Below are 25,532 nucleotides of genomic sequence, written 5' to 3'. Positions count from 1 at the left end.
CCAATGACAACACAACCAATTGTTCAATTGCAAAATTTATCAAAAATCATTCGTGGTAAACAATTAATTTCGCAATTGAATATCGATTTATATCCAGGGCAAATTACTGGATTTTTAGGACCAAATGGTGCAGGAAAAACGACGACTATTCGTATGATGACAGGGCTTATGCATCCGACGGAAGGGAAAGTTATCATTGATGGACTTTCACTTCAGGAGAATTATGAGGAGGCAATTAGTAAGGTTGGCGTAATTGTAGAGAACCCTGAAATGTATAAATTTATGACAGGCTATAAAAACTTATTGCATTTTGCAAGAATGCATAAAAATGTAACAAAGGATCGTATTCAAGAGGTAGTGAACCAAGTGGGTCTTGAGAAACGTATTCATGAGAAAGTTTCTACATATTCCCTTGGGATGCGTCAACGTTTAGGATTAGCACAGGCATTGCTTCATCGGCCTAAGTTTTTAATTTTAGATGAGCCAACAAATGGTCTTGATCCAGCAGGTATTCGTGAATTTCGTATGTATCTACGGAAAATAGCGACTGAGGATGGCGTCTCTGTTTTTGTTTCTAGTCACCTATTATCTGAAATTGAATTAATGTGTGATCGGGTGGCTGTCATTCAAAGTGGTAAATTAATTGATATTCGTGATATTCATAGTGATAATTCTTCATTTTATTATATTGAGGCTACTCCTAACGAACAAGCTGTATCGCTTCTTCAAAAGCTTGATATCAATTTTGTTTCAGAAAATAGCGGCTACGTGGTTGAAATACAAAAAGAAGATATTCCATCCTTTATTACAAATTTTGTTAATGAAGGAATTCAATTATTCGCTGTTCAACCACATCAAAAAACGTTAGAGGACCAATTCTTAGAAATGACAGGAGGTGGCCAAATTGCTGAAGCTAATTCAAAATGAATGGATGAAATTGTGGTATAAAAAAGGGACTTGGGCAATGGTCGCATTAATAATCCTCTTTATTATTGGACCTGGTATTATGTTGAAATACTATGATACAAAAAATTCAGAGGATATTTCATGGAAAGAAACTGAACAACAGACCATTAACAACTATAAAGAAATGTTAGCAGGAGACGATCTTACTCCGGCAGATAAAACATATTTCGAAGAGCAAATTGCGATATCTGAGTATCGTTTAACGCATGATGTACCGTCTCAAAATGGGGGAAGTCTTGCGAGCTTTATGTCATTTACAAGTAATATGCTCACGTTAGTAACATTATTTACAGTAATTACAGCAGCGAGTATTGTATCGAGTGAATTCTCAACCGGTACTATTAAAATGCTGTTAACTCGTCCAATGTCGCGTGCAAAAATATTAACCTCCAAATTAATTACAACTTTTATATTTGGTTTGTTTTTATTTGTGATTAATGTCGTAGTAAGTGCCATAGTAGGATTCTTATTATTCGGCAATGGTACGGGTGTCGAGTTAGAGATGGTCAATGGACAAATAGCCGAAAAAGCGGTATGGGGTGACTTGGGGTATCATTATTTACTATCTGGCGGTGACTTTGTGATGTCAACGTTATTTGCCTTTTTAGTAGGTTCAGTTTTCCGCTCAAGTTCTTTAGCGATTGGTTTAACGATGTTCTTGTCGTTTACAGGTGGAATGATTGTAATGTTCTTAAGTCGGTATGAAATTGTCAAATATATTTGGCTGACGCATTCTAATTTAACGCAATATGAATCAGGAAATCCAGTGACAGAAGGTATCACAATGCCATTCTCACTTACTGTCCTGGCGATTTATGCTGTTATTTTCCTTGTAATCAGCTATACGTCCTTTATGAAACGAGATGTGACAGCATAAATAAAACACGGTATGATGTTCATTTTCATACCGTGTTTTTCTATTTTATCCTTTTAAGTGCTTGGCAATAATTTGCTGTAGTTTCGTTTCAATCATTGGTAAATCATGCTTGGTAATTGTGGTTCTGACATAGCTTTCATCCATATCAAGAGCTTCCGCGAAAAAGCTGCCAATGCCTCTAACTTTACGGTCTATTTGCAGCAATATTTCTGCCGAATGATTAGATTGTGATAGAAAAACAATTTCTAGCTCATCTAAATGATTTCGATATTGTCCTGTCGGCACAAATTCAAATTCTTGAATAAATGGATAGTAGCCACGCAATCGAGCTGGTGCCTGTTCACATTCTGCTTCACGTAAACGAAAACCAAGTGCACTTATAGCATCTAGGATATGTGTAGCAAGCTCTGTTGGTTGGACACGAATGTAATCCTTGTCACTTGGATCCACTGCGTTTTTAATATCAAGTCCTGTTTGTATCCATACTTGGGTTTTGCCTGCTGTTATTGGTGTTTCGAATGGTAATGTAAGTGAAATAGGGAAGGTCTTCCTCTCGCCTGCTGCAATAATAAATGGCTCTGATACTTTAATTTTTTGTAGAGCAGCTACTTCCGTATATTTATTGTCATTTGCTTCTCGAATATAGGTCGTATTGATCGATAAATAAATTGTATCGACTTGCTGTTCAACCTGCCCACCACGTACTATAATCTCGCCACGCATAATTTCACCAGCTCTGTATGTAGTTTTCTCTAATCGTGTATCAACCGTTGCAGAGCCTACCCCAATACTTGCAAGTACATTGTTAAAAAACGACATCTGTATTCCTCCAATTGACATTAATAATTATACATACGCACATTTTTTGAAAAGGTTTCAAGATATAAAAAGTTTTCGTTATAATGTATGAAAAACAAACGGGGTGTCAGGATGGAAACAGAATGGATAAGAACATTTCTAATTGCTGCCAGAACAGAAAATTTCCGAGAAACAGCTGAACTACGATTTATTACACAATCTACAGTATCAAAGCATATACAGCATCTTGAAAAGGAATTACAAACAACATTATTTGATAGACAGAGGAAGCAAGTGAAACTAAATCGTTTTGGGGCTTACTTTTTTCAACAGGCAGAAAAAATGATCATGACTGTTGATGAAGCAATACACAATATGGAATCCTTTTTGCATGGTTATACATCCCATTTAACGATCGGGGTTGCACCTCAAATTGCCAATTCTACTTTACCTGCCATCATCCAAACATTTCAACAGCAGAAACCTTTCATCCAAATTTCGATTGAGCTATTAAAGTCAAATGAAATAGGAGAGGCGGTTTATACAGGGGAGGTAGATATTGGTTTATCAAAACTAACATCAACTCGAGAGCTTCATACTGTCCTCCTCGCACAGGAATCACTTCAATTAATTGCTCCAATAGCAAAAAAAGAGGCAGATGCACTTACGCTTTTGCAGCAGGAAATGATTTTAACACATGAATATGCACCTTATTGGCAAGACATCCAGCAAGTATTACAACAATTTAAACGCTATAAAAGCATGCATATAAATCAAACCGAAGTTATTAAAAATTTTGTAAAGCATGGACTTGGCATTGCCTTTTTGCCAAGAAGTGTTATCGAGGATCAACAGAATTTATTACATAGCTATTCCATACAAGAATTTTCTCATATTATGTCCAATAGCTACTTTCTAGCAAAATATTTATCTTCAGATATTGACAGCTTTTTAGCAGTTTGTCACCTAATTTACGCTGATTTAGTTTGTGATTAGAAGTACTAGTTATAAAACTGTGGTTAAAGTGTCTCAGTTAAAAACAGGAATCTGCATCAATTATTCATATTTACTATATATACTGGTGGTATGTAATCCGCATAAAACAAATAGGAATACAATTTCTTCCATCTAGCCGTATACAATTCAGGAAGGGTCCTATCAGGTGTCATCAAGCATTATACAGTTCCAGGAGACAGGTGTTCCTGAAAAGTGCATGGGTTCAGGGAAGAACCGCAGTCAGGTATAGTGGGTATAGTGGAAAAACGCTCGGTCCCAAGGTAGAACTGCTCAGGTGTTCCCAAAAAGGGCTCGGTTCCAAGGTAGAACCGCTCAGGTAAAGCCGAAAAATGCTCGGGTCCAAGATAGAATCGCTCAGGTAAAGCCGAAAAACGCTCAGGTCCAAGGTAGAATCGCTCAGGTAAAGCCGAAAAACGCTCAGGTCCAAGGTAGAATCGCTCAGGTACAGCGGAAAAGCGCTCGGTCCCAAGAGAGAACCGCTCAGGTGTTCCCAAAAAACGCTCAGGTCCAAGGTAGAACCACTCAGGCAAAGCCGAAAAACGCTCAGATCCCAGAAATATTTGGGCAAATGAACATTCTTATCAATAATATAGTAGGTGTTTTATAAATGTATAATTTGATGTCAGAAATAAGCCAAATCATGAGCAATCCTATAACAGAATTTTTAAATACCTATGAGCATGCTCCATTTATAATTGCGATTTTACTTGGTTTAATAGGTGCTTTAGCTCCTTGTCAATTAACAGGTAATATGAGCGCTATCACCTTTTATGGGAATCGTACTATTCAAATGAAAAGTAATTGGCAGGAAATCGTGTTTTTTATAATAGGAAAGGTTATTGTGTTTAGTTTTTTGGGCTTTTTCGCTTGGATATTTGGTCAATCCTTTGAAACGAAAATGACTATGTATTTTCCAGTTTTTCGCCGGGCAATTGGTCCAATTATGCTAATAACGGGCCTTGTGCTTATTGGCATTTTTAAATTAAAATTTCTGAATCAAATTTCTTTACTTATTCCAACAGTGTTAAAAGAAGGGAAAATTGGTTCACTGCTAATGGGCGCTAGTTTTTCCTTAGCCTTTTGCCCAACAATGTTCGTACTTTTCTTTGTATGGCTAATGCCAACGGTTGCCTCAACTTCGTATGGCTTAGTGCTACCAGCAATTTTTGGTGTCGCAACCTCTGTGCCGCTTTTGATCATGATGGCACTGATTCATTTCTTTTATGAAAAACGCGTCATTATGCATTTTAGCATGAAAATGGGGAAAGTCATTCAAAATGTGGCAGGTGTTATTTTAATCCTAATAGGTGTGACAGATACCATTACATACTGGGCATTATACTGAAGGAAGCTGCCAAACTGTTATTTTATTAGCATTTGATGCAGGATTTTTGAATTTTATCTTGTACCTCAATTTCCTATCGACCAACAGACTACTTCAGCTCATCACTAAAAGGTCGATTCTTCATTAATGTATTTTAAATAGATAAAAGAACGTATTGGATTATATACGTTCTTTTATAATTTTTTATTACTTTTTGATCGCAACAAAGCGTAGTCGACAATAATCAGCAACCCATTGTTGGTTCTGATAATAGTTAGGTTTTAATAGCTGCTCACATTTTATATAGATTTGCTCTTTCTCTTTTTCCGTTAAATGCTGAAGGATGTTCTGACTAAACATCACTAACCAATTACGAAGCCCGTCCTCTCCCTGAAGAGGGGTTGGTCGCTCATATAATGTAATCATAGCAACGGTAAAGCCGGCTTTCTCTAATTTAGATTGATATTCTTCTAAAGTCGGGAAATACCATGGGAAATATTCTTCCTGATATGGTAGTTGCATTTCCTCCATACTTTTTTTGAGTGCCCATACTATAGAGGCGATATTACCATCTCCACCCATTTCAGCAACAAAGCGGCCTCCTTGCTTTAGGGAATGATAAATATTTTCAATAACTTGATCTGCCTGCTTCATCCAATGAAGGGCTGCGTTTGAGAAGACAGCATCAAATTGATTCTTAATAAAGAATGTTGTAGCATCCACAGCTTGAAACTGGATGTTAGGATATTTTTGCTGTGCTGCAATTATCATGTCCTGAGAGGCATCAATTCCTTGAACGATGGCACCATGAGTTGCAATTTCGCGTGCTAAATCTCCTGTCCCACAACCAATATCCACAATCATTTCATTTTTCTGTGGTCTAAGTAGGTCCACTAAGCTTTCTCCAAATTTTGAAACAAAGTCATGCTTTTGATCGTATAAATTGGCATTCCATTTTGTTATCATTTCACTTCATCTCCTTTATTTGAGCATAACAAAGAGCTTAATTGAATAGAAATTCTAGAAAATAGCAATTTTGATTCCACTTTGGAATAAAGAGGAGACATGGAAATACAAAAAATTGTAACATCAATTGATTAGACTGTGTCAAAGTTTGGCTAGTGACCAGAATATCTAAGTTGAACCCCCTTTTTGGAACAGTATTGATTATTCCATTGTATGATCGTTGATTTTTTGTCAACATTTAAGCAACATTTGTCAACGTGAATAATATGATATAAAAAAATAAGGGATGTGGTTTAGTGAAATGGTTAATTATTTTGGCTTTTACTTTTTCATCCAGTATCGATAATTTAGGTGTAGGCCTTTCCTATGGGGTTCGAAAAATAAATGTTGCATTTGGTAAAAATTTATTAATTGCGATTATTTGTTTTCTTATGAGTATGGGAGGCATTACGTTTGGCGTTTGGCTCTCAACCATTCTTCCAGGTATGCTTCCTGTTATCATAGGTGCATTGCTTTTATTTATTATTGGAATTCGAATTATTCTTTTGGCAAAACCACAGAATGAAATGGATAGTAACAATGAAATGCAGCCTAAAAATGTTCAAGATATTTTAAGAAATCCCGAGGAAGCCCATTTCAAAAAGTCTGGTGAGATTGGCTGGGGAGAATCTGTACTGCTCGGTGTTGCCTTATCGGCGAATGCATTAACAAATGGTGTAGGTGCCGGTTTACTGGGTCTTTCTCCTCTTATCATTTCGATAACTGCTGCTCTTGGAAGTTTTATTACGGTTTGGATGGGGGTCAAATTAGGAAGTAAAGTAGCTGATGTTCGAGTCGGTACATTTACTGTAGGGCAATTTGGAACCATAATTAGCGGTGTGATTTTATTAATAATTGCATTTCTAGCTTTCTTTTAACGAATGTGTTGACAAAATGTCAACGTAATAATACACTTCTTGAGAATGGTATATTGTAAAATCACAGTAGAAAAGGCAAGGAGGTAAATTGGAAATGACTGAGACAAGAAACAATAATAATCTTGGCTTATTGCTTAAAGAATTCTTGAAAGAACGTTCATTATCTATGCGAAAGTTTAGTGAACTTACTGGTATTGATACCGCTACAATTTCACGGATAATAAATAATAAGAGAAACGCAACCCCACAGCATTTAGAAAAATTTGCTGACTGCCTTGGAGTTCCTTTAATTACTCTTTTTGAAGCTGCTGGATACCCCATTGAACAAAGACAGGAGAAATCTGAATCGGATATTCATACATCTGTTGACGCAATACAGGCTCTTCTTAAGTCTTCTAATGTTTATGATAATGAATTTTCGGTGGCACAGGTTGAACAGAAGCTAGAGAGCTATGGACTATTTGCGCAAACAGAGGAAGGGAAAAATACGATTGTTAAAGATTTTGATGAGAAAATTAAGAATGTAGGAAGCGTAGGTCCTTTTATAAACAAATTAAAAGAATTATATGAAAGATTCTTATCAGGGAAAGGTACACTTTTTGAACTTACCATAATTGGAAGTACATTATTATATTTTATTATTCCTGTAGATGTTTTACCAGATTATCTATTTCCAATTGGTTATTTAGATGATGCAATAGCTGTTCAACTAACTACAAAGACATTACTAAAAAAATAATATAGAGATAAATGATAGGTGGATTTAGTTATGAGAAGAAGTAAAAAGAGACGTAAATGGCTAAGAAATTTATTCTTAGCATTCGCATTAGTAATCGCAGCAGGGATTGTTTATTGGGTTTACCAATACAATAGTGGATTAGCAATGGCAGACGATGGTCCTTATAAATATGACGGAAAGACATTTGACCCATTCGAAGGTGCAGATGTTCAAGTTGGTCAGATAAATGTGCTATTAATAGGAAGTGATGCAAGAGATGAGGATGGTAGATCGGATACATTAATGATTGCACATTATGATCAAACAACCAATAATGTTAAGCTTATTTCTATTATGCGGGATACGTATGTCGAAATTCCAGATTACGGAATGAATAAAATAAATGCTGCCTTTGCTTTTGGAGGTCCTGAACTTGTAAGGAAAACAATTAAGCAAAATTTTGATCTTGATGTTAATTACTACGCTGTAGTGGATTTTAAGGGATTCCCTAAGATTATTGATCTTTTAGCACCTGATGGGATTGAGGTTGATATTCCATATGAAATGTCTCATGGAATTGGCATGACATTAAAGCCTGGAGAACAAATTTTACATGGTAATGAGCTTTTAGGCTATGTACGATTCCGCCACGATCGTCTAAGTGATTTTGGACGGGTGGAACGTCAGCAAGAAGTTTTGACTAAGGTAAAAGAACAAATCGGTGTTTCAAGCTTAATGAATTTACCAAAAATACTTGGCGTTGTAGATTCCTACATCGATACAAATGTTGAAAATAAAACAATTCTTACAATTGGAAAAGGGATCGTAAAAGGAGAATCTAAAGGTTTGGACACTTTACGCATTCCTATTGCAGGCTCTTTTGAAGATAAGCGTGTAAATGTAGGTGAAGTTTTAGATATTGATTTAGATAAAAACAAAGGTGCATTACAAGAATTTTTATCATCAGGGGACAATGATACGACTTATGTGGTTTCATCATAAGAGAATCCCTTGAACACAGAATTTCAACTTTTATAGAACAATACCTATGAACAGATCATGAAAGAATTTAAAGGTAGCTGATGAATTTGCATCAGCTACCTATCTTATTTTTCAAGCTTTGTTAATGTTTTTCCACTCCATCCAAAAATGATGGTTAAAATAGGACCTAGTAAACAGAAGAAGGTGAAGGGGAGATAAGTTACTGTAGATATATCAAGGACACTAGCAATGAATATGCCACAAACACTCCAAGGGACGAGTGGATTGACAACTGTACCAGCATCCTCCATTACACGGGAAAGGTTTTTGGGTGCAAGCCCGACCTTTGCAAACTGTGCTTTAAATGCCTCACCTGTCAATAAGATGGAAAGGTACTGTTCACCGATTAGTGTATTGATACCTACTCCTGTAATGGCAGCACCTGTGATCACGGAACCAGCGCTTCTAAAGATGTTCTCAACCTTTGCTAGAATACTTTGAATAATACCTAAAGTGAATAATAGTCCGCCCATTGTCAATGCTAGTAACACTAAGGCAATAGTTGATAGCATACTGCTCATACCACCTCGTGTCAGCAATGCGTCTACTTCTTTATTACCAGTTTGAGAGACATAGCCTTCAAAAAGCATTTTGAATATAGTAGAAAGAGCAATTGGTTCTTGTATGTAGGAAAGACCTACACCGAGAATCGAAACGACTGCAAGCGTAATTAGTGCAGGCGCCTTATAAAAAGTCATTATTATAAGTACAGCAATTGGCAATAGTGTATACCAATGAATAAGTCCTGTTCCAAGTAATCCTTGTTTAAATTGCTCTACTGTATCAAATGATGTGTCTGTACCTGATGGGGATAAAATAGCATATAAAACTATGGAAATAATGAAAGCAGGAATCGTTGTCCAGCCCATATTTTTAATATGCTCGAAAAGGTCCACGCCAACTGTACCAGAGGCAAGATTAGTTGTATCTGAAAGGGGAGACATTTTATCACCAAAGAAAGCCCCTGAAACAATTGCACCAGCTGTTATGGCTAAGGAGATGTCCATTGCACCAGCAATACCCATAAATGCCACGCCGACTGTGGCAACGGTTGTTAATGAGCTTCCGACAGATATGCCGACAATGCTACAAATTAAAAAGACTATTGCAAAGAAAAAGCTAGGTGAAACGGTTAAAAAGCCATAATAGATAAGTGTAGGAATAGTGCCACCCATCATCCAGCTTGAAATTAAAATACCGATAAAGAAGAAGATGAAAACAGCTCCTAGCCCTGCACTTGCACCCGCAATCATCCCGCCTTCAAGCTCGTGAAAAGGAACTTTTTTAAGTAATCCATAGGCAATTAAAAGTGAAATAACCAAAAATATAGGGATATGGGGAGTTGCTTTTAAATACCCAATACTAAATGCCATCATAGCGATAATGAAAAGTATGATGAAGCCTGCCTCAATAAATCGAGGGTTACTCTTCGCTTCAATTCGAAACATGCTAATCCTCCTAGTAATTACTTCTTCGCTTCAATGCGGTGAAGCCCAAAAGAATTATAGCACGCTAATTAATTTTGTCAATTGACGGAAAATTGCTATATAAATAGAATGTTAATTTTTACCTCTAAAACACCTTTAATCGTATCACTTTATTGAATAAAATAATCCCAAGCATTTTTAAGGATTAATGTACATGTCATGATAATGAAAATAAAGCGCATCATTTTTGTCCCGCGTTTCAGTGCAAATTTTGAACCTAAGATGGCCCCAAAAATCATGACAAACCCAACAGGTAGTCCGTATAAAAAATTAACTTCTCCTAACAGTAAAAACATAATAAGTGCTGCTAAATTTGACATGAAATTAAACGCTTTTGCATTGCCTGCAGCCTGTAAGAAATCATTTCCCATCATTAATAAAATAAAAATAAAAAATGAACCCGTTCCAGGTCCAAAGAAACCATCATAAAAGCCAATGACCGCAAAAGCACCGATGAAAGCGATTTTTTTAGTGGCTGTTAATATTCTCTCCTCAGGCTGCTGTCCCCAATCTTTTTTGAAAATTGTATAAGTGGTCACAAGGACGAGCATAACAATCATTAAGGGCTTTAAAATGGTAGGAGATACAAGATGTACTGTATAGGCTCCAATTAAAGAGCCGATGAAGATGAAAGGGATGATCTTTCCGATTTTTTTTAAGTCTACCTTGCCAGCTCGTAAAAAAGTTAACATGCTTGTGCCATTGCTGATTGTATTGGCAAGTTTGTTTGTAGCGATAGCAGTACTGGGTGGCAGCCCAACAGCCATAAATGCAGGCAAGGAAATTAATCCTCCCCCACCAACAATCGCATTTAAAAAGGATGCGATAAAGCCAAGTACTAATAATATGGCAAGTGACAGTAAATCGATGTCCATATGTATGATTCACATCCTTCTTGTATTGTACTTATAAGAGTACTTTGAATTATTTGAAATAACAATGAAATTTCAAAATTCTATGTAAATAACGTTTACAATTCCTTAACAATTGACTGCTCAGAAAAATAGAAAGAAAAAAAGTTTTTTCAAGTATTTTTCTAAAAATAAAAGAAAAAACGGTAATATTTAAAGAAAAAACGGGTATTTTTATTATTCGATTTCCAACGTTTTCAACTTGGAAAAGAGCTTGAAATGAATTGTGGCAATTTTAATATTACATTTTTGTAAATTCAACTCGTTTATGTTTAAAAATATGTAGAATTGTGTAAAAGTTTTGTTATGATGATTGCAGAAATCGACAATTTATTCAACAGGAGGAACATCATGTTCAACTCAAACAAGCAAGATCCATTTTTTAAGGCATTATTGAATATCTCAAAAAATATCAATGAAGGTATTTACTTTGCACATAATGCACGTATTCAAGATATAGATGCGCTAAAAGAAATTGCAGATACTATGAAGCAATATGAAACAAGTGGCGATAAATTAATTCATGAGCTTATTGTGATGCTAAATAAATCATTTATGACACCTATTGAACGTGAAGACATTTTAGCACTTGCTAATAAATTGGATGATGTAATAGATGGCATGGAGGGCTGTATTGCTCATTTTAATATGTATAATTTAACAGAAGTAACAGAGCCGATGCGTCAATTCCTCACATATATTGCAAAAAGTACAGATGAAATGGTACAAGCGATGGAGCTTTTAAATAGTAAGAAACTTGTTGAAATGCGTAAACATGCTATTCAAATTAAGGACTATGAGCGTGAATGCGATGAAATTTTCCGTTCTTCCATGAAGCAATTATTTATTCAAGAAAAAGATCCAATGCGTATCATCGTGTTTAAAGATATCTATGAGCAATTTGAAGATATAGCAGATAGCTGTCAAACAGTAGCAAACACAATTGAGACAATAATTATGCGCAACGCGTAAGATGGAGTGTAGGAAATGGATACAATATTACTAATAACAATATTAGTCGTTTTATTCGCACTTGTGTTCGATTTTATTAACGGCTTCCATGATACAGCCAACGCGATTGCAACTTCTGTATCAACAAGGGCTTTAAAGCCGCGGACAGCAGTATATATGGCTGCGGTAATGAACTTCGTTGGAGCAATTACTTTTGTTGGGGTTGCCAAAGCACTCACAAAAGATATTGTGGACCCGTTTAGCTTAAATGCCTATGATGGTGATATTACTGGCTCTGTTGTGATTTTAGCAGCCTTATTATCTGCTATTACGTGGAATTTGCTAACATGGTATTTTGGCATTCCATCGAGTTCTTCTCATACATTAATTGGATCTGTTGCAGGAGCAGCGATTGCTGCAGCAGGATTTGATGTTTTGAACTATGCAGGCTTTATTAAAATTATTCAAGCACTTATTTTTTCACCATTGCTTGCGTTTGCAGCAGGTTTCTTGATGATGACCTTATTAAAAGTACTCTTTAAGGATATGAATCTATATCGCACGAATAAAGGTTTTCGAACAATGCAAATTGGTACTGCCGCTCTACAATCATTTACACATGGTACAAACGATGCCCAAAAGGCGATGGGAATTATTACGCTCGCTTTAATTGCGGGTGGTTTGCATCAGGGCGATGATATTCCTTTCTGGGTACGTTTCGCAGCGGCATGTGCAATGGGTCTTGGTACTTCTGTAGGTGGTTATAAAATCATCAAAACAGTTGGTGGAAAGATTATGAAAATTCGTCCAGTGAATGGTGTGGCAGCAGATTTAGCTTCTGCATCGATTATCTTTGGGGCGACATTAATTCATTTACCCGTATCAACAACACATGTGATTTCTTCATCTATCATGGGAGTTGGAACAGCACATCGTGTAAAGGGTGTAAAATGGGGCATGGCACGTAAAATCGTGACAACATGGGTCATCACAATGCCGATTTCTGCGGTGATGGCTGGAGCTATTTACTTTATCTTAAGTTTATTTTTCTAATAAGAATGAGAGAATGCACAATTTGGGTGCATTCTTTTTTTGTTTTGATTGGATGGATAGAACCATTAAAGTGACGGATAGAAACTTCAAATTGATGGATAGAGAGATGAAACTGACGGATAGAAAGCTAAAGTATTGTACCCTTGTGGAAACGTGAAAATCGATTTATGGTAATTATAAAGAAAGTATAAAGTTTAAAAAGTTAAGCCATTTACATAGTAAGGTTATTACAGGAGGAAAACAGATGAGAGAAAAGCTATTACTAATTGAGGATGATACGGCGATTGGACGTATTGTAAAGGATACGCTTGAGCAGGAGGGCTATCAAATTACTTGGGCAACTACAGGGCTTGAGGGAATTGCTGATTTTCAAAGTGATTCATTCGATTTAGTGCTCGTTGACTGGATGTTACCTGAAATGGATGGGCTTACGGTGTGCCAAAATATTCGCTGGGAAAGCGAAGTGCCTATTTTAATGATGAGTGCGCGTAACGAAGAGGCAGATAAGGTGGAAGGCTTGCAGGGAGCTGATGATTATATTGCAAAGCCCTTTAGCTTAGAGGAATTAAAAGCACGGGTTGCCTCACATCTACGTCGCTGGAAACGTTATAACAAAAAAGAGGTAGTGGAGGATATAAATACCTTTTCTCATGGTTTGAAAATTGATTGGCAAACAGAAACAGCGTGTCTCCATAATGAGGAATTGACATTGACACAAAAGGAGTTTGCCCTGCTCAAGCTGCTTGCCAAAAATCCAGGTCAAACCTTTTCAAAGGAGGAACTTTATCAGCATATTTGGCAACAAGCGAGTGTAGATGAGACGCATACTGTGACGGTCCATGTTAAGGAATTGCGTGAAAAGCTTAAAGATCCAGTAAAAACGCCTCATTATATTCAAACAGTATGGGGTAAGGGGTATCGCTTTATTGGTGAACCATTATGAAAATTAAAACTTGGCTACTCATTACCTTCTTCCTCGTAATGATTTTACCAGTCACAGGTGCATATAGCCTTTATGTATGGATTAACGGCTATTATCAAGATAAAAACTTTACTGAGTATTTTGAAAAGTGGACAGAGTTGAATCATATTAAATCTGTGCTCAATAACTCGAAGTACTATAAAAAAAATGCTGATATGAAAGATGTAGCAGCATTAACAAATGATCAGCTTGCGATAACACTTTACTCGAAAACAGGCATTGTTTTGTATTCCTCAAATCCAATAACTTCGGGATTTGCTGCAAAAGAACAAATGTTTAAAGATTTATACGAATTAAAACAAAAGTATAACGCCTTTACGTATAAAGAACCTGTTTATCAAAAAGGAGAACTGCTCGGTATTTATGAAATTCATTTAGTAAGAACGGACTGGGTACAAGGTGTACAGAATCGCTCTTGGTTTGTCCTAGCTGGCTCAATAGTACTGTTTCTTCTAATATACGTGGCAGCTATGTTGCTACTGCATCAAAAATTAAATCGTCCGCTAAAAGAACTAATGAGACAAATGCGTGCCTTTGCTAAGGGAGAGCAGGTGACATCAGACTTAGGGATTAGAAAAGATGAAATCGGTGAACTTGCGCAAGCCTTTCTTACGATGCAGAACGAAATTGAACGGGCACGCACTCACTTAAAAACTGAACAACAGCAGAAGGAGCTTATGATAGCTAGTATTTCACATGATTTAAAAACACCACTTACCTCCATTCAGGCATATGCAGAGTCTTTGCAAAATAAAACCCTATCAGAAAAGCAGCAGTATGAATATCGAGAGATTATTTTAACAAAGGCTGACATGATGAAGCATATGTTGGAGGATTTGATGATGTATACATTACTTCAATCTTCAAGCTATGATTTAGAACTAGTGACGGTTGATGGGGCAGAGTTTTTTGAGATGGTCTTGTCAGATTACGAACCACTTTGTGAGGATCAGGGCTTTACGCTTGATGTTCATTGTCAAGTAGATGGTCAATATGCTGTGCATCCTAAGCAGCTTCAGCGGGTAATCGATAATTTAATGAGTAATGCCTGGCGCTATGGGAAAGTAGGGACCACAATAGGTTTAGCAGCCGTAAATGCTGAGAAGTGTCCTACATGGTGCTTTGATTTTGTAAAATCTGTCCTAACAAAGCAGGAAGGGTGCTATGTGATTGTACAAAATAGCGGTCAAGGGATTAATAAAGAGGAGATTGAGAAATTATTTGAGCCAATGTACCAGGCAGATACGGCACGAACAAAGGCAGGAGACCGTGGTACAGGGCTTGGCTTAAATATTGCGAAACAAATCATAGAAAAACACGGTGGAACAATTGAGCTTGTATCAAAAGAAGGCTTTGGAACAGCTGTACTATGCTGGATTCCGCCATTTAAAGGAGAGAATTGATGATGAATTGGAAAAAAACTTTACGTGCAGCAGGTTTAGTTGCCGCACTAACATTTAGCTTAGTAGGTTGTAATACGGAGGCATCGTATTCACCACAGGAAATTATTGATCAAGCGTTACAGGAAACGAAAGAACCACTTACTTTTTACGGCGAATTTACAATGGATTTGGGCGAGGCAGGTGGAACAGCTCATGTCAAGGAGTGGTCTAAGGAGGGTAAACGACGTATTGATATGACAACTGAAAATGGAGAACATGTCATTTCTATCAATAACGGTTCTGAAATTATGATGTATGATGTTGTTGAAAAAACAGCACAGAAGATGAAATATACAGAGGGTGACTTGGACAGTCTACAATCACCGAGAGATCAGGCGAAANNGGTGAAGGATACACATGATGTGAAGATTGCCAGCGAAGAGAAAATTGCAGGTAGAGATACGTACAAAGTGGTAGCAAAAGTAAAAAAGGAAGATACACTAACTGGTGACATGGAAGTATGGATTGATAAAAAAACATGGCTACCATTAAAAACCGTAACAAATAGTGCAGGAAGTAAATTGACTGTGGAGTATACCAAAATTGATGTTAATGCGAAAATCGATGACACGCAATTTACAGTGGATGTTCCAGATGATGTTGAAATAGAAGAAATAACGACACAGGAACCTGAGGCAGTAACACTAGATGTAGTGAAAGAGCAGCTTGGTGAATTTCTAATGATCCCAGAAGAAAATGGTATTGCATTAACGACAATTCAGGATATGAAGGTGGAGGAACGTCCAGAGTTTTCATTTGATTATCAGAAAGATGAACAGCCTGCTTTCTCAGTTTCAGTGTTTAAAATGACAGAAAGTTATACGGAGTTTGGTGGCATTCAAGATGAGAAACCGATTGAGGTGCGTGGGCAGCAAGGTACCTACATGGAGTTAGGCGAATTTTTAACGATTAGCTGGCAGGAAAATGGCTACCAATACAATATCATTAGAGAAAATCCAGAGCTAACAAAAGAAGACTTAGTCGCCTATGCCAATCAAATGACCATCAATAAATGAGGTGAAAGGTATGAAGCGCAATGAGTGTATAAAATGTCTCGCATTGTTCTTATTTAGCACAGTTTTTTTATATGGTGTAGGTGAAACATATGATGTGTCATGGCTGCAATTTCATTTCTTTGGTGACTTCAATGAGGAGGGGTTTTATTTCAGCTTTAGCTCTCTCCTGCCTGTATTGGGTGGCATATTAATTGTAGCCTTATATGAAACGCTGTTTAAGCGATTTATTTAATAAATTTTGAAAATCCATTCTGTTATAGAGTGGATTTTTATTTTAATGTAAAAGGTAAAAATCGCTTGGGAGGATTGTGAATGCTTTACATCCTAGTGATAGTGTTTTTACGATGTTTGCAAAGCCGAGGTTCCAAAAAATTAAATTGTTTAGGTGGGGGATATATTTACCATGCGATATCCAGAAGAAAAAATAGCTTTCCTAGGTATTTAGCGATGCTACAATCTTGTCGCTTTTTATCCATTTTCATGCAAGTGCAGCATATGAATATCCATACAATAGTATCGCTAGGGGAATTTTACCATGCTAATCTTAAAAAGGTTTACATGTACTGTCAAAAAGGCTAAAAAATCCACGTTTTTTAAAGTGGATTTTTTATTTTCTTTCAGCAAATGTTTTTTGTTTGGAAAGCAAAGCGGCAGCTTCAATTATGCCAAGGTGAAATTGATTTTAAGCTATTTGCTGTAAATGTGTTTTCTTAAAGCCTTCATCATATTTTAAGCCATAGCCAAGCGCACGATCTAAAAAGATATGGGCTAGCCAAATAATCGATGCCATTAGAGGTAGTGTAGACATCATGCCAAAGCCAATCATCATTAGAATAGTTGGCAATATTAAGCTATGACCTAAATTGTAAAATAAAGCCCCAACTTTAGTGTTGACAGTATAGCCGAGCATACTAAGATCAGGAAGCAATAAAAATAAGAAAAAATAGAATAGTGAAAAGTCAAACTGCCAATAGAAAAATAGACTGATTAAAAATGCTAGTAAATATTCAAGAGAAATGATTCTACGTAGTTTCATAATGACCACGACCTTCCTGTAATTTTTTATACAAATCTTCAATGAGCGAGGCGATTACCACTTGATTTTCTGCATACTTTCCATCAGCCATCAAGGTCTTCGCAAGCTGTAAGGATTGGAGTGCTTGCTGATAAAACAATAATTGCTGTTCAATATGAGCGATTTTTGTAGAGAATAACTGTACGGTTTCTTGATTGCAAGATTCAGAAACAGGCTTTTGTTCAAGCATGAGTAATTGCTTGATTTCTTGTAATGTAAAGCCAAGCTGTCTTAATACTAGGATTAATTTAATCGTATTTTCACAAGTATCATCATACACACGATAGCCATTGTCTAGTTTATGTGGATACAGTAGCCCTTCCTTCTCGTAGTAGCGCACTGTATCGGTTGTTAATTGATATTTCTCAGCAAATTGTTTAATTTTCATCTAACTACCTCCTGAATTTATCCTAACATTGGAGTGCACTCCAAGGTCAAGAAAATATTAATAAGAAAGTGAAACGGTCATTAATTGGCAGTCGTTTATAGTGTAAGAGGGGGAGGTGAACGGCATACTTGAAAAAATAATCGATGAACATGCAGAGCATTTACTTCGTCTCGCCTATTTCTACGTGAAAAATAGGCATGTTGCAGAGGACATTGTACAGGAGACCTTTATCAAATTTTCACAGCATGACTATGAGGAGCGTGGGCAGCTTCGAGCATATTTATCCACATTAACCATTAATAAAAGTAAGGATTATTTAAAAAGCTGGCATTATAAAAAACTAATTTTTCAGGAAAAGATTCTTCCAGTGCAGGCAAAAAAACAGCGCGATGAGCTGATTGAAGCGGAGGAAAGATCACATATAGGGGCAGCTATCTTAAAACTACCGTTATCCTATAGAGAGCCCATCATTCTGTACTATTATGAAGAAATGAAGATTGCTGAAATAGCACAGGTTCTAGGGATTGTAGAAAATACTGTGAAAACAAGGCTGAAAAGGGCAAGGGAAGCCCTGAAGCCACATTTAAAGCAGGAAGAATGGGAGGTGCTTGGGCATGAATGAATGGCAAAAGGAATTAGTAAAGGTAGCCGGTGAAATGTCAACGAGTAAGGAGCGTATCAAAAAACGCATCCTAAGACAGCAGCCTACCAAACAAAAAAAGCCCATTCGTTTCGCACTATTAACTTCAGTTGTGACTTTATGCTTAGCAGGATTTGTGATGGTGCAGCTGTTAAATAAGGATACGCAGCAGGCAACACAGATGTTTAACGAGAAGCAGTTTGAGCACTTTGAACATGTTGTATATTTGATGTGGCCAGAACAAGGTGAGGAATTTTCTAAGAGAGAGGCCTATCAAAAATATGAGCAGCTAGTTGCCTATTATTATTTTGCAAAATCATTAGGCATAACATCTACTAAGGAAGAGTTAGAGGCGGAAAAAAAGGTACGCTATGACGAGCTTGTCATGCTACAAGATTCTCCTCAATATGTGGAGCTTTTTCAGGGGCTAGGGATAAAACAATATTTTAAGACGTATATTGAGCCCATGATACCGTTTTATGCAGCGAGAAAAGAGATGAATGCATTTTATGAAAAAAAATATCCAACCTTAGCTAGAGCAGCCGATCAAATCGCTGCAAGGGACGCCCTTCGTTATTTTCAAACCCATTTTGCTGAACAATCAATAGCGTTTCAGGAAAAAATGGGCATCGTCAATCATACACACTCACAAGGCTCTATTTACGTAGGAACAGTCATTAAAATAGAGGATAATGCTTTTTTATTTGTGGAGGGTGCCATTCCTGAGGATCTGACAAAGCTGTCGGAGGAACAAATTATGAAGAAATATAATAATGCAACATGGTATCCAATCTTGGATGATTCTCCTGTTAAGGTAGGAGATTACATTTCATTAGAATCACCAGGAAGTATGTCATACGAAGAAAATGGTGTAGAGGTTACAAATGGCTTTTTAAACAGTATTGAATGGATTGAGCCTACTGTAACGAAGAAGCTTACTATTCAAAATGAACAGGAAATCATTCAATTTTTCCAGCAAACAGATTGGCAGCCGCCAGATAATTATAAAAAGATGAATCATCCTCCAGCGTATTCTTTTATGCTAGAGGGAGTAAGAGTTGATGTTTGGTTCAGCTATGGCCAAACACTTTATCTTCAAAAAGTGGAATCTGGTACTATCCATCTTAATCAGAAAAGATCGGAGCAATTAAAGGCAATATTAGGTTTACAGGAATCGTAGCAAGTCTCTAAAACGAGGCTTGTTTTTTTATTGGCAGAAAATTATAGTTTTGTGTACTGATATCATTAGTAGGCTCAAAGGATTTTATTTAGGTTAAATAATTTTTAGGAGGATATATTCAGTTTGATTTTTATTTGGGTTAAATTACTCATTAATTTGAAAATAAATGAGTCCAAAGAATTGTAATATTTTATTAAGCGGGGTAGTATTAAAGGTGTAAGGGGTTAAAATGAGGAGGGGCGGTATGAATACACAGGAGTTTGAAGAACTATGGATTTCGCTAAATGAATTATATAATGCGAATCGCTTTTTAGAATATATCGAATTAAGTAGTGCCGCAATCGAAAGTGCTATTATGATAGAGATGTATGATAAAGCAATCCTTTTATTACGGTATCGCTGTGCCAGCTATTTTCAAACAGGTGATTTGCAGATTTCCATCAGTGTGCTTGAGCAATATCGTGAATTAACCTTTCAATACGGCAATGACATTGATGTAATTCACTATTATATTTTAGCGGCCATTTATTGGGGAACATTTGGTCATTTAAAAAAATCTGAGGAGCTTATGCTAAAGGGACTTAAAATTGCTGAACGCATTCAACATGTAGAAAGCATGGGAAAAATTTATAATAATCTAAGTGATTTAGAAATTGCCTTAGGAAGCTATCAAACAGCAAAAGAATTCGCATTAAAGAGTTTATATTATGCAAATGCTTTTGAGACAAAGCATGATAATCCATATACAGGAATTATCCATCCTAAAATAAACTTAGCCGTTGCGCAAATTTGGCTAGAAGAATTTGAAAAAGCACATGAAGTCTTACAAGAGCTACTCGCGACTATTCAGAAACCTCCGTATTCCAAAGTTCAGTTGGAGATTATGAATGCCAATGCTTTACTTTATGAAAAACAGGGTCGTATTGGAGAGGCCATCGATTTATATCAAAAATCAAAGCACTATGCCCTCCAAAATAATGATCTTGCTTTGCTACAATCCATTTACGATTCTTTAGTGAAGCTAATTGAGGAACAGGGGAATAAGGTAATATTGTGTGCGATTCAGAAGGAATATATTAATATTTTGCTAGAAATTCAACGGGAAAATTATACACATGTGTTATTTGAAATGGAGTATAATGACGAGAAAAAGCAACTAGAAAAATCCTCTTATATTGACCCATTAACGAATATCTATAATCGACGTTATTTTGATGAGAACGCAGAAAAGATGGTGCAGAAAGCTGCAACTAAAAAACAGCAATTAGCATTAATGATGGTTGATCTAGATCATTTTAAAGCCATTAATGATAGGAATGGTCATTTGTTTGGTGATGATGCATTAACGATTACAGCTACTACATTAAAGGAATTTTTCCAACCCTTTGAATCAATCGTTGCACGTTTTGGAGGAGATGAGTTTATTGTTCTTAGTCAAATAAAGGTTGGGGAATCTGCCCAAACATTGGCGGAAAATCTCTATAAAAAATTAGCATCTTTATCTTTAGTCATAAAAGATGAAGCGATTCATTTAGCGTTTAGTATTGGTGTGAGCACAAATAACAAGGGACAGGTAACAAAAGTCGATGAGCTTATTCATCAGGCTGATTCCGCCCTCTATGCCTCAAAACGCAATGGTCGCAATCAAATTACTGTTTTTAAACAACATATTGATATTGGAAATGATTGATAAAAATAAGGTGTTTTTTTGAAAGCTTGAATGTAAGCGCTGTCTATAAAGTTAAAATCTGTTTGTTTTCACGGGTTACACGCTGAGAGCTTACAGATTTTTTTATTGTCTAAATGCAATGAAACGCCTTTTTAAAAATTGTTTTCTAATTTCTCTAAAGAAGATATTGCCAATGAAATCAGTTGTATGCTACTATGAAATTAAATAGACAGACAGTCGGTCTATTGAAAGGGGTTATTTCATGAGAACGATAAAAAAAGCACAAGAACGTAGAAATGAAATTCTTGATGCAGCAGAGGAGCTATTTAACCAGAAGGGCTTTGATGGTACTAGTACAAACGATATTCTTGAGAAGGTCGGAATTGCACGAGGAACACTGTATTATCACTTTAAGTCAAAAGAGGATATTATGGACGCATTAATTGATCGAATGACAGACACGATTTTAGAGGCGGCAAAAGAAATTGGCGCCAATAAAAGTATTCCAGTTAATGAGCGAATGATTCGAGTTGTAATGGCTTTGAATATTAGCGGGGGAAACGGTAAGGAAATCATGGAGCATATACACAAACCTCAGAATGCGTTGATGCACCAAAAAATTCAAAAAATCATTCTCAACAATGTGCCATCTATTCTGGCGGATATCATTCGTGAAGGCATTGAGCAGGGATTATTTAACACACAATATCCGTACGAATGCATGGAAATGATAGTGGCCTATACGAATACGGTTTTTGATGATGATATGGTTCATTTAACAGATGAAGAACGCACTTCACGAATAGTGGCGTTAGTATTCAATGTAGAAAGACTGCTGGGTGTTGAAAATGGAAGTCTCATGTATATGATGAGGATGTTTGCCAATGGAAATGAAAACAGTGAATAATAGTTTCTTTTGCGCAGGGCATTCTTCTGTAAATCAAATAAAAGAGGTGACATATGTATTACAGAATTATCCGTAATGATATGGCAAAAAGCAAGTTAATATCATTGACTACAATCATATTTGTGACTGCTGCGGCATTGCTTGTTTCCCTTTCAGCCATATTAATGGTGAATCTTTCAGGTGCGATAGATACGCTTATGAAGCAATCGAAAACGCCGCATTTCCTGCAAATGCATTCAGGCGATATTAATTCTGATCGATTGGAGAACTTCGCTAACAATAATAGCAATGTCGAAGAATTTCAGGTGCTTGAATTTCTTAATGTAGATGGAGCACATATCGTTATTGACGGAAAATCGCTTGTAGGCAATGTTCAGGACAATGGCTTCACGACCCAAAGTGAAAAATTTGATTATCTCCTGGATCTTGACGGACAGGTGATAAAGGTTGCAGATGGAGAGATATATGTGCCAGTAGGCTATATGAAGGATGGAACGGCAAACATTGGGGATACGATTGTTCTAGACAATAAGAAGAAATTCATCGTTGCAGGATTTCTTCGTGATTCACAGATGAATTCGTTACTGGCCTCATCAAAGAGGTTTTTGGTGAGTGAGCATGATTATACAGCAATTAAGAGTTTCGGAAGTACAGAATATTTAATTGAGTTTAGATTAAAGGATATGTCTGAGATAGGCACCTTTGAAACGGCATACACTTCCGCAGGGCTTGAAGCAAATGGTCCAACAATTACATATCCACTTTTCAAAATGTTGAATGCCATTTCTGATGGTCTAATGATAGCAGTCATACTTCTAATAAGTGTTCTTGTCGTAACCATCACATTTATGTGTATACGATTTACGCTTCTTGCAAAAATTGAGGATGATTACCGAGAAATAGGCGTTATGAAAGCCATAGGGCTACGTGCTTCAGATATTAAAAAGATTTATCTCGCAAAATACGCAGTGATTGCAGCAGTTGGTTGTTTACTTGGATTTGCTCTGACCTTTATTTTCAAGGGTATGCTTCTTGAAAACATAAGGCTTTATATGGGAGTGAATGAAAATAGATTTTTGGCTTTATTAGTTGGAGTAATTGGCGTATTTCTTGTGTTTTTTGTAATGATAGCCTATGTGAGTTATGTACTGAGACGTTTTCGAAAAATCTCTGCAGTGGAGGCTCTACGTTTTGGTTTTTCACATGGAAAATCCTCTGGCGCAAAGGGCTTTTATCTGAGCAAAAATAGACTACTAAATACGAATCTATTTTTAGGGATAAAGGATGTGCTTTCTAGAAAAAGTCTTTACATGACTATGCTTGCGGTACTTATAATGTCAACATTCATCATCATCGTTCCACAAAATCTATACAATACGATTTCCTCTAAAAGCTTCATCACCTATATGGGAGTAGGGAGCAGTGATTTGCGTATTGATATTCAGCAGACAGACAATATTCCGAAAAAAGCTGCGGAAATTGTAGCAGCATTGGCCGAGGACAGCGCAATTTCTACATATGCTGTGCTTTCGACCAAAACTTTCAATGTGAAGACAACCAATGGCTCTGAGGAAAGTATAAAAATTGAGCTTGGTGACCACTCGATTTTCCCGCTTAGGTATGCAGAAGGGAAGGCACCTGTTTCACAAGATGAAATTGCGCTGTCAGTCATGAACGCTGAGGAATTAGGAAAAAAAGTTGGAGATCACATGACACTGTTAGTCGATGGGAAGGAGAGAAACCTCAACGTATCTGGAACCTATTCAGATATTACGAACGGTGGTAAAACCGCAAAGGCGGCTTTCACTAACATACAGGCAGATACGATGTGGAGTGTTATTTATATTGAGCTTAATGATAAAACATTGATTGATGCGAAAATCTCTGAGTATACAGAAAGCTTTCAATTTGCAAAGATTTCGGGCATTGACGATTATATTAAACAGACGTTTGGTTCAACAATAGGCTCTATTGGAAAGGCGTCCTCTTTGTCAGTTATCATAGCCTTAATTTTATCGATCTTAGTGACATTCTTATTTATGAAAATGCTGATTGCAAAAGACAGATACTCGATCGCTATTATGAAGTCTTTGGGCTTTACAAATACGGATATAACCATCCAATATGTGGCCCGTTCATTATTTGTTCTCATTGTAGGTATTGTCCTAGGAACACTTTTAGCTAATACGCTTGGTGAGCTACTTGCAAGTGCAGTCATTGCTTCATTTGGAGCATCATCGTTTACATTCGTTGTCAATCCACTTTCTGCCTATGTATTATGTCCATTGGTGATGGGGTGTACTGTCCTAGTAGCAACGGTTATCAGTACAGCTAGCGCAGGTCAGATAAAAATAACTGATAATATAAAGGAGTAGACTATGCAGAAGATTATTATTGCTGAAAAGATCATGAAATCTTTTAGTGTCGGGAATGAAAGACATCCTGTTCTTAAGGATGTTTCTGTTGACATAAATGAGGGTGAATTCGTTTCAATCATGGGACCATCAGGGTCAGGAAAATCAACATTGTTGTATGCACTAAGCGGTATGGATTATATTGATAGCGGGAAGGTTACCTTTAATGGCAGTGATTTATCAGTATTTAATGACAAGGAGCTTGCTGACATACGTAGAACAAAAATGGGTTTTATTTTTCAGCAGCCAACTTTGCTCAAAAATTTAAATATTCTAGATAATATTATTCTACCTTCCATGCGAGATAATCGAAAAAACGGTGAGGATATTATCAAACAAGCTAAAGCTATAATGACAAGAGTTGGAATTGCAGAATTGGAAAAACGTGATATTACACAGGTTTCAGGCGGGCAGCTTCAAAGAGCAGGCATATGCCGTGCGCTAATGAGTAATCCAACCATCATCTTCGGTGATGAACCAACAGGGGCTCTTAACTCCAAATCTGCACAGGAAATCATGAACATTATTTCTGAAATAAATGCAGAAGGAACTGCTGTTATGCTTGTGACGCATGACCCAAAGGTTGCTGCTAGAACAGAGCGAATCCTGTTTATGCGTGATGGAATGATTGTGAGTGAGATGCACCTAGAAAAGTTCACTAACACAAATATGGATGATAGAACGAATAAAGTGACAGCAAAAATGCGAGAAATAGGAATCTAATTATTTTATTAGACCCTCAAATGTGACGAACCCGTAATGAATCATTACGGGTTCATAGTGTTGAAAAACT

At 36.7% G+C, this 25,532-nt stretch carries 25 protein-coding genes; 19 read left to right on the top strand and 6 right to left on the bottom strand.

What is annotated here, in order from left to right:
- The first annotated feature begins 3 nt into the window (after positions 1-3).
- A complete protein-coding gene (locus B2R82_RS19050) occupies positions 4-927 on the top strand; it encodes an ABC transporter ATP-binding protein (RefSeq protein ID WP_286926434.1) in 924 nt (307 codons plus the stop codon).
- Positions 905-1,843, top strand: a complete 939-nt coding sequence (locus B2R82_RS19045; RefSeq protein WP_286926433.1) for an ABC transporter permease — start codon at positions 905-907, stop codon at positions 1,841-1,843. Before B2R82_RS19050 ends, B2R82_RS19045 begins: the two co-directional genes overlap by 23 nt.
- 45 nt (positions 1,844-1,888) lie before the next feature.
- Here the strand turns inward: B2R82_RS19045 and B2R82_RS19040 are convergent, their stop codons facing one another.
- Positions 1,889-2,662 carry a sporulation protein gene (locus tag B2R82_RS19040; RefSeq protein ID WP_286926432.1) on the bottom strand — a complete coding sequence of 258 codons (774 nt, stop codon included), beginning with the start codon at positions 2,660-2,662 and terminating at the stop codon, positions 1,889-1,891.
- A gap of 111 nt (positions 2,663-2,773) precedes the next feature.
- On the opposite strand from B2R82_RS19040, the gene B2R82_RS19035 reads away from it, so the two are divergent.
- Together B2R82_RS19035 and B2R82_RS19030 are read left to right on the top strand one after the other, a co-directional pair.
- On the top strand, positions 2,774-3,637 hold the full coding sequence (locus B2R82_RS19035; protein WP_286926431.1) for a LysR family transcriptional regulator: 864 nt from the start codon (positions 2,774-2,776) through the stop codon (positions 3,635-3,637).
- Between the two features lie 628 nt (positions 3,638-4,265).
- Positions 4,266-5,003, top strand: a complete 738-nt coding sequence (locus tag B2R82_RS19030) for a sulfite exporter TauE/SafE family protein (protein ID WP_286926430.1) — start codon at positions 4,266-4,268, stop codon at positions 5,001-5,003.
- Between the two features lie 186 nt (positions 5,004-5,189).
- Here the strand turns inward: B2R82_RS19030 and B2R82_RS19025 are convergent, their stop codons facing one another.
- Positions 5,190-5,948, bottom strand: a complete 759-nt coding sequence (locus tag B2R82_RS19025) for a class I SAM-dependent methyltransferase (RefSeq protein WP_286926429.1) — start codon at positions 5,946-5,948, stop codon at positions 5,190-5,192.
- A 296-nt stretch (positions 5,949-6,244) separates the two neighbouring features.
- On the opposite strand from B2R82_RS19025, the gene ytaF reads away from it, so the two are divergent.
- The 3 genes from ytaF to B2R82_RS19010 all read left to right on the top strand — a co-directional run bounded on the left by ytaF (position 6,245) and on the right by B2R82_RS19010 (position 8,585).
- On the top strand, positions 6,245-6,865 hold the full coding sequence (ytaF, locus tag B2R82_RS19020; RefSeq protein ID WP_286926428.1) for a sporulation membrane protein YtaF: 621 nt from the start codon (positions 6,245-6,247) through the stop codon (positions 6,863-6,865).
- Positions 6,866-6,959: 94 nt separating this feature from the next.
- Positions 6,960-7,604, top strand: coding sequence for a helix-turn-helix domain-containing protein (locus B2R82_RS19015; protein WP_286926427.1), 645 nt, complete (start codon positions 6,960-6,962; stop codon positions 7,602-7,604).
- Between the two features lie 30 nt (positions 7,605-7,634).
- Positions 7,635-8,585, top strand: a complete 951-nt coding sequence (locus B2R82_RS19010) for an LCP family protein (RefSeq protein ID WP_286926426.1) — start codon at positions 7,635-7,637, stop codon at positions 8,583-8,585.
- Positions 8,586-8,689: 104 nt separating this feature from the next.
- On the opposite strand, the gene nhaC is transcribed toward B2R82_RS19010, so the two are convergent.
- Together nhaC and B2R82_RS19000 are read right to left on the bottom strand one after the other, a co-directional pair.
- Positions 8,690-10,072 (bottom strand): Na+/H+ antiporter NhaC, encoded by a 1,383-nt coding sequence (nhaC, locus tag B2R82_RS19005; RefSeq protein WP_286926425.1) that lies wholly within the window; start codon positions 10,070-10,072, stop codon positions 8,690-8,692.
- A gap of 149 nt (positions 10,073-10,221) precedes the next feature.
- A complete protein-coding gene (locus B2R82_RS19000; protein WP_286926424.1) occupies positions 10,222-10,986 on the bottom strand; it encodes a sulfite exporter TauE/SafE family protein in 765 nt (254 codons plus the stop codon).
- A gap of 387 nt (positions 10,987-11,373) precedes the next feature.
- Between B2R82_RS19000 and B2R82_RS18995 the strand changes: the two genes are divergently transcribed.
- The 6 genes from B2R82_RS18995 (at position 11,374) to B2R82_RS18970 (ending at position 16,698) form a co-directional block, all read left to right on the top strand.
- Positions 11,374-11,994: a DUF47 domain-containing protein gene (locus B2R82_RS18995; protein WP_286926423.1), complete on the top strand. Its 621-nt coding sequence runs from the start codon at positions 11,374-11,376 to the stop codon at positions 11,992-11,994.
- A gap of 15 nt (positions 11,995-12,009) precedes the next feature.
- Positions 12,010-13,026, top strand: a complete 1,017-nt coding sequence (locus B2R82_RS18990; RefSeq protein WP_286926422.1) for an inorganic phosphate transporter — start codon at positions 12,010-12,012, stop codon at positions 13,024-13,026.
- A 244-nt stretch (positions 13,027-13,270) separates the two neighbouring features.
- On the top strand, positions 13,271-13,969 hold the full coding sequence (locus B2R82_RS18985; RefSeq protein WP_286926421.1) for a response regulator transcription factor: 699 nt from the start codon (positions 13,271-13,273) through the stop codon (positions 13,967-13,969).
- On the top strand, positions 13,966-15,411 hold the full coding sequence (locus tag B2R82_RS18980; protein ID WP_286926420.1) for a HAMP domain-containing sensor histidine kinase: 1,446 nt from the start codon (positions 13,966-13,968) through the stop codon (positions 15,409-15,411). The genes B2R82_RS18985 and B2R82_RS18980 overlap by 4 nt, the downstream gene beginning before the upstream one ends.
- Entirely contained in the window at positions 15,411-16,466 is a 1,056-nt protein-coding gene (locus tag B2R82_RS18975; protein WP_422655562.1) for a LolA family protein, read from the top strand. The genes B2R82_RS18980 and B2R82_RS18975 overlap by 1 nt, the downstream gene beginning before the upstream one ends.
- 10 nt (positions 16,467-16,476) lie before the next feature.
- Positions 16,477-16,698: a hypothetical protein gene (locus tag B2R82_RS18970; protein ID WP_054771675.1), complete on the top strand. Its 222-nt coding sequence runs from the start codon at positions 16,477-16,479 to the stop codon at positions 16,696-16,698.
- 450 nt (positions 16,699-17,148) lie between these two features.
- Here B2R82_RS18970 and B2R82_RS18965 read toward each other — a convergent pair whose 3' ends face one another.
- Entirely contained in the window at positions 17,149-17,502 is a 354-nt protein-coding gene (locus B2R82_RS18965) for a DUF4260 family protein (protein WP_286926418.1), read from the bottom strand.
- Positions 17,489-17,929 (bottom strand): MerR family transcriptional regulator, encoded by a 441-nt coding sequence (locus tag B2R82_RS18960; protein ID WP_286926417.1) that lies wholly within the window; start codon positions 17,927-17,929, stop codon positions 17,489-17,491. Before B2R82_RS18960 ends, B2R82_RS18965 begins: the two co-directional genes overlap by 14 nt.
- A gap of 115 nt (positions 17,930-18,044) precedes the next feature.
- Here B2R82_RS18960 and B2R82_RS18955 point away from each other — a divergent pair, with 115 nt between their 5' ends.
- The 6 genes from B2R82_RS18955 to B2R82_RS18930 all read left to right on the top strand — a co-directional run bounded on the left by B2R82_RS18955 (position 18,045) and on the right by B2R82_RS18930 (position 25,462).
- Positions 18,045-18,551, top strand: coding sequence for a sigma-70 family RNA polymerase sigma factor (locus tag B2R82_RS18955; RefSeq protein ID WP_283872017.1), 507 nt, complete (start codon positions 18,045-18,047; stop codon positions 18,549-18,551).
- The gene (locus B2R82_RS18950; protein WP_286926416.1) at positions 18,544-19,749 is read left to right on the top strand and encodes a hypothetical protein; all 1,206 of its coding nucleotides are present in this window, start codon (positions 18,544-18,546) and stop codon (positions 19,747-19,749) included. Before B2R82_RS18955 ends, B2R82_RS18950 begins: the two co-directional genes overlap by 8 nt.
- Positions 19,750-19,993: 244 nt before the next feature.
- A complete protein-coding gene (locus tag B2R82_RS18945; RefSeq protein WP_286926415.1) occupies positions 19,994-21,439 on the top strand; it encodes a tetratricopeptide repeat-containing diguanylate cyclase in 1,446 nt (481 codons plus the stop codon).
- 241 nt (positions 21,440-21,680) lie between these two features.
- Positions 21,681-22,325, top strand: a complete 645-nt coding sequence (locus B2R82_RS18940; protein WP_286926414.1) for a TetR/AcrR family transcriptional regulator — start codon at positions 21,681-21,683, stop codon at positions 22,323-22,325.
- Between the two features lie 53 nt (positions 22,326-22,378).
- Positions 22,379-24,700 (top strand): ABC transporter permease, encoded by a 2,322-nt coding sequence (locus B2R82_RS18935; RefSeq protein ID WP_286926413.1) that lies wholly within the window; start codon positions 22,379-22,381, stop codon positions 24,698-24,700.
- A gap of 3 nt (positions 24,701-24,703) precedes the next feature.
- Entirely contained in the window at positions 24,704-25,462 is a 759-nt protein-coding gene (locus B2R82_RS18930) for an ABC transporter ATP-binding protein (protein ID WP_286926412.1), read from the top strand.
- Positions 25,463-25,532 lie beyond the last annotated feature (70 nt).

This window comes from Lysinibacillus sp. UBA6686 (assembly GCF_002455205.1).
GTDB classification, from domain to species: domain Bacteria; phylum Bacillota; class Bacilli; order Bacillales_A; family Planococcaceae; genus Lysinibacillus; species Lysinibacillus pakistanensis.
The sequence above is the reverse complement of the archived record's forward strand: the minus strand, read 5'-3'. Positions and strand labels throughout refer to the sequence as shown.

What these genes read in the sequence shown, in the direction of transcription:
- B2R82_RS19050 (WP_286926434.1), top strand. Translation starts at nt 4, where the DNA reads ATGACAACACAACCAATTGTTCAATTGCAAAATTTATCAAAAATCATT.
- B2R82_RS19040 (WP_286926432.1), bottom strand. Translation starts at nt 2,662, where the DNA reads ATGTCGTTTTTTAACAATGTACTTGCAAGTATTGGGGTAGGCTCTGCA.
- B2R82_RS19035 (WP_286926431.1), top strand. Translation starts at nt 2,774, where the DNA reads ATGGAAACAGAATGGATAAGAACATTTCTAATTGCTGCCAGAACAGAA.
- B2R82_RS19030 (WP_286926430.1), top strand. Translation starts at nt 4,266, where the DNA reads ATGTATAATTTGATGTCAGAAATAAGCCAAATCATGAGCAATCCTATA.
- B2R82_RS19025 (WP_286926429.1), bottom strand. Translation starts at nt 5,948, where the DNA reads ATGATAACAAAATGGAATGCCAATTTATACGATCAAAAGCATGACTTT.
- B2R82_RS19015 (WP_286926427.1), top strand. Translation starts at nt 6,960, where the DNA reads ATGACTGAGACAAGAAACAATAATAATCTTGGCTTATTGCTTAAAGAA.
- B2R82_RS19010 (WP_286926426.1), top strand. Translation starts at nt 7,635, where the DNA reads ATGAGAAGAAGTAAAAAGAGACGTAAATGGCTAAGAAATTTATTCTTA.
- nhaC (WP_286926425.1), bottom strand. Translation starts at nt 10,072, where the DNA reads ATGTTTCGAATTGAAGCGAAGAGTAACCCTCGATTTATTGAGGCAGGC.
- B2R82_RS19000 (WP_286926424.1), bottom strand. Translation starts at nt 10,986, where the DNA reads ATGGACATCGATTTACTGTCACTTGCCATATTATTAGTACTTGGCTTT.
- B2R82_RS18995 (WP_286926423.1), top strand. Translation starts at nt 11,374, where the DNA reads ATGTTCAACTCAAACAAGCAAGATCCATTTTTTAAGGCATTATTGAAT.
- B2R82_RS18990 (WP_286926422.1), top strand. Translation starts at nt 12,010, where the DNA reads ATGGATACAATATTACTAATAACAATATTAGTCGTTTTATTCGCACTT.
- B2R82_RS18985 (WP_286926421.1), top strand. Translation starts at nt 13,271, where the DNA reads ATGAGAGAAAAGCTATTACTAATTGAGGATGATACGGCGATTGGACGT.
- B2R82_RS18980 (WP_286926420.1), top strand. Translation starts at nt 13,966, where the DNA reads ATGAAAATTAAAACTTGGCTACTCATTACCTTCTTCCTCGTAATGATT.
- B2R82_RS18970 (WP_054771675.1), top strand. Translation starts at nt 16,477, where the DNA reads ATGAAGCGCAATGAGTGTATAAAATGTCTCGCATTGTTCTTATTTAGC.
- B2R82_RS18965 (WP_286926418.1), bottom strand. Translation starts at nt 17,502, where the DNA reads ATGAAACTACGTAGAATCATTTCTCTTGAATATTTACTAGCATTTTTA.
- B2R82_RS18960 (WP_286926417.1), bottom strand. Translation starts at nt 17,929, where the DNA reads ATGAAAATTAAACAATTTGCTGAGAAATATCAATTAACAACCGATACA.
- B2R82_RS18950 (WP_286926416.1), top strand. Translation starts at nt 18,544, where the DNA reads ATGAATGAATGGCAAAAGGAATTAGTAAAGGTAGCCGGTGAAATGTCA.
- B2R82_RS18945 (WP_286926415.1), top strand. Translation starts at nt 19,994, where the DNA reads ATGAATACACAGGAGTTTGAAGAACTATGGATTTCGCTAAATGAATTA.
- B2R82_RS18940 (WP_286926414.1), top strand. Translation starts at nt 21,681, where the DNA reads ATGAGAACGATAAAAAAAGCACAAGAACGTAGAAATGAAATTCTTGAT.
- B2R82_RS18935 (WP_286926413.1), top strand. Translation starts at nt 22,379, where the DNA reads ATGTATTACAGAATTATCCGTAATGATATGGCAAAAAGCAAGTTAATA.
- B2R82_RS18930 (WP_286926412.1), top strand. Translation starts at nt 24,704, where the DNA reads ATGCAGAAGATTATTATTGCTGAAAAGATCATGAAATCTTTTAGTGTC.